Source organism: Dethiosulfatibacter sp. (assembly GCF_983023055.1).
The window spans coordinates 1-3847 of record NZ_CEZJXU010000246.1 but is presented as its reverse complement, the minus strand read 5'-3'; the positions used below and the strand labels follow the sequence as shown (position 1 = coordinate 3847).

Sequence of the window (3847 nt, the reverse complement as noted above, 5' to 3'; positions counted from 1 at the left end):
GTTAACTCAGCATAGCTGTTTTCTTGGATATCTACAATATAATAATACTCCTGTAGAGAGAGAAAGTCAAAAACCATAGAGAATTGAAATCTTGTTATATAGAGATAATTTTGATATAATAAGCACATTCATTGGGGTAGGACACGAGGTATAAATATGATTAGAAATGCAAATGAAAATAAGTTGTTTTTTACTGTACAGTTAATAATTGATTATTTAATAATAGTTGTTGGATTTGTTATTGCATATTCAGTTGCAACAGGAGAGCTAGGATTTGCAAAATTCAGTTTTGAGGAAGTAATTGCCATAGTAACTGTTTTTTCCTTCATAGTTTTTTCCATATACAAACCTTATTACTGCGGTAAGAAAAAATATCTGGATAGCATGTACAATTCAATATTGTCAATAATACTAATTCATGTAGTTGTTATTACACTAGGCTATATTTTCAAAAGAACAAAGATACCAAATGGAGTATTCCTGTATTCCATTCTTTTTAGCACAGTAGCTTTTGCAGTGCAGAAAAAGATAATGTTTATTCTTTATCAGAAGATTCATATAAAGGAAAAATCAATAGTAATTGGAACAACAGAAGACAAGGAAATGATATCAATAAAGCTTATAAAACATCTTGATCATTTATATGATGTAAAGTATATTCTAGATTCGGAAATACTGAGGAAAAAGATGCTTATGAAGTATATTGACAAAACTGAGACCGTATTCATAAGCAATATGGTTGATTCTGAATTAAAGGGAGATATAATTAAACACTGTTATATGCAAAATAAGGAAGCCTTTGCAATTCCAACTACTTTGGCGATTTTTAACAATACAGCCGTGTTTACAACACTTGACGACATACCTGTATTCAGCTTCAGCAACAAAATAAGTACCGAGGAGATGATTCTGAAGAGGGTAGTGGACATTGTGTTGTCTGTAATTGGTCTTATAGTGCTGACTCCTGTTATGGTCGCTTCAATAATTGCTGTAAAGATTCAGGATGGAGGTTCGGTTTTTTTCAAGCAGACTAGACTTACAAAAAATAATAAAAAATTTGAGATGATTAAGTTTAGAACAATGGTAGAAAATGCCGAGGCATCGACAGGACCAGTTTTTGCGGATGAGAATGACTCGAGAATAACCAGAGTTGGAAAAATTCTAAGGATGACAAGGATTGATGAACTGCCACAGCTTGTAAATGTGTTGAAGGGTGAAATGAGCATAGTAGGGCCAAGACCGGAAAGACCTGAAATTGCAGAAAAATTCATAAAAGAATATGATGAGTTCAGATTTAGGACAAAGTTCAAGGCAGGTATAACGGGATTTGCTCAGGTTAGGGGGAAATACAATACTGCATTGAGGGACAAGCTTATTTACGATCTTTATTATATAAACAACTATTCGATTTTTCTTGATATACAAATAATGTTTTATACTTTAAAGGTAATATTTATGAAATCTTCGTCTGAAGGACTTAAAAAGGCGGATTCCCTTGAAGATACTGCTAAAAAAAATGATTTTGATGTTAAGATATATGAAAGCGGAGTTATTGAAGTTGTGAAATAAGATTGTTAAATTAATGACATTTAAATGAGAGTCATATCAACGAATTGGGACAAAAGTAAACAAAATAACACGGCTTTGTATATGAACCTGAAATTCTTTCAATGGATTTCAGGTTGTTTTATGTAGAGAATCGTTATTTTTCAAGGTGTACAGTGATTGCTTGATTGTTAAATAAACTACTATTCTCCGAAATCTTTACAAAAACGTAAAAAAGTGTTATTCTTTTATTGGAAGTGGTTCTACCAGAGTTGATGAAATCATAACGTTTTTTTATAGTAAGAACTGTAAATTCTATTTGGAGGTAAGTATGAAAATAGTTGTATTGATCAAGCAGGTTCCCGACATGGAAAAGGTGAAGTTTGACAGGGAAAAAGGAGTTATAGACAGGAAGTCTGCCGGAACAGAAATAAATCCTTTTGATCTTAATGCCTTGGAAGCTGCAGTAGCAATCAAGGAAGAAATGGGTGCTGAGGTAGTGGCATTAAGTATGGGACCTCCAAGTGCCGAGTCTGCTCTTAAGGAAGCAATAGCAAGAGGCGCCGATGAGGGTATTCTTCTGAGTGATAGAAAATTCGGCGGAGCTGACGTTAAGGCAACTGCACATACTTTGGCTGCAGGAATAAAGGAAATTGGAGAATTCGATCTTGTATTTGCAGGTATGCAGACTGTTGACGGAGATACTGGACAGGTTGGAGCTGAAGTTGCTGGGATTCTTGATATTCCCCATATTTGTTTTGTAGAAAAGATTGAAGAAGTTACTGACAAGGATATAACTGCAGTAACAGATATCTGGGACGGAGTTTATGTTAAAAAGATGCAGCTCCCAGGACTTTTGACTGTTACAAAGGATATAAACAATCCAAGGCTGCCATCCTTCAAAAACAAGATGAAGGCAAGAAAGGCTGAAATACCTGTATGGGGACTTGAGAAGATGAGCAATTATATTGATGAAACCGGTGCTGGATTGAAAGGCTCCGCTACATGGGTTAAGAAGATAGAGGTACCAAAAGAGGTTCACAGGGAAGGAAAGCTTTGGCGTGAAGATATCAATGCTGCCCTTGATGAATTTACTGATATAATGATAGACAAAAAGATATTGGAGGTGAAGTAGATGAAGGATTTTACTGGTGTAATGGTTTATGCTGAACAAAAAGACGGAGTTATCCACAAGGTTACCTACGAACTCCTTGGAAAGGCAAAAATACTTGCAGAGGAGCTGGGTGAGGATGTTTATTGCTGCATCTGCGGTCCCTCAAATCTTGATTTGAATGAACTTATCTACAGGGGAGCCGACAGGATATATCACGTAAAGGATGATGAAATATTTAGCATTCCTGAAGTTTTGACATATGCAAAAAATGTAGTGAAGATTATTAAGGAGGTACAACCTGAAATATGTCTCTTTGGTGCTACAAGCTTTGGAAGATCATTGGCTCCAAGAGTTGCAGCAACTCTTGAATGCGGATTGACAGCAGATTGTACTGGACTTGAAATCGACAAGGATGACAAGAAGCTTGTACAAATAAGACCTGCCTTCAGCGAGAATATTCTTGCACATATAAAGTCTGATTTTATGCCACAGATGTCAACAGTTAGATACAAGGAATTTGACGAGGCTAAAAGGGATGAAAGCAGAACAGGTGAAGTTGAAATATTAGAACCTATAGTTATAGAAAACAACATGATAGAAGTTATAAGGGAAATCACAGAAGAGGATTTCAATATCACAGATGCACAGATAGTGGTTTCTGCTGGCAAGGGACTAAAAACCTCAGAGGACTTCAAGATGATCAAGGAACTGGCTGATGCTCTAGGAGGAGTTGTAGGATCTTCAAGACCACTTGTGGAAGATGGATTTATTTCGAAAACTCATCAGGTTGGATATAGCGGAAACAGGGTTAAGCCTAAGCTATATATAGCATGTGGAATATCGGGAGCACCTCAGCATCAGGCTGGCATGAAGGAATCAGAAACGATTCTGGCTATAAACTCAGATCCATCAGCACCAATATTCAATATTGCAGACTACGGAATAGTAGGAGATATGTACGAGGTTATACCTCAGATGATAGAGAAGATAAACAAACAAAATGCATAAAAACATTATACATAGAAAGGCTGTATATAAGAGAAGAATTGATTTCAGCAAGTTATTATTTTTGAACATTCCAAAAGGTTTGTTCAAGATTTATCATAATCCATAATAAGGAGGGTAGTTTTTTTCAAGGCTTAAGGAAACTTTTCTGCGCATCTTAATAAATGCTTTGGTCACTATCTG

At 35.7% G+C, this 3847-nt stretch carries 3 protein-coding genes; all 3 read left to right on the top strand.

Going from position 1 to position 3847, the window contains the following annotated elements:
- Positions 1–156: 156 nt before the first annotated feature.
- The 3 genes from AC3AX0_RS08990 (at position 157) to AC3AX0_RS08980 (ending at position 3667) form a co-directional block, all read left to right on the top strand.
- On the top strand, positions 157–1569 hold the full coding sequence (locus AC3AX0_RS08990; RefSeq protein ID WP_487549962.1) for a sugar transferase: 1413 nt from the start codon (positions 157–159) through the stop codon (positions 1567–1569).
- A 307-nt stretch (positions 1570–1876) separates the two neighbouring features.
- The gene (locus AC3AX0_RS08985; protein WP_487549961.1) at positions 1877–2680 is read left to right on the top strand and encodes an electron transfer flavoprotein subunit beta/FixA family protein; all 804 of its coding nucleotides are present in this window, start codon (positions 1877–1879) and stop codon (positions 2678–2680) included.
- Entirely contained in the window at positions 2681–3667 is a 987-nt protein-coding gene (locus AC3AX0_RS08980; RefSeq protein WP_487549960.1) for an electron transfer flavoprotein subunit alpha/FixB family protein, read from the top strand.
- The last annotated feature ends 180 nt before the right edge of the window (positions 3668–3847 follow it).

Excerpts from the sequence above, each read along its gene's own strand:
- AC3AX0_RS08980 (WP_487549960.1), top strand. The coding sequence starts at position 2,681 with ATGAAGGATTTTACTGGTGTAATGGTTTATGCTGAACAAAAAGACGGA.
- AC3AX0_RS08985 (WP_487549961.1), top strand. The coding sequence starts at position 1,877 with ATGAAAATAGTTGTATTGATCAAGCAGGTTCCCGACATGGAAAAGGTG.
- AC3AX0_RS08990 (WP_487549962.1), top strand. The coding sequence starts at position 157 with ATGATTAGAAATGCAAATGAAAATAAGTTGTTTTTTACTGTACAGTTA.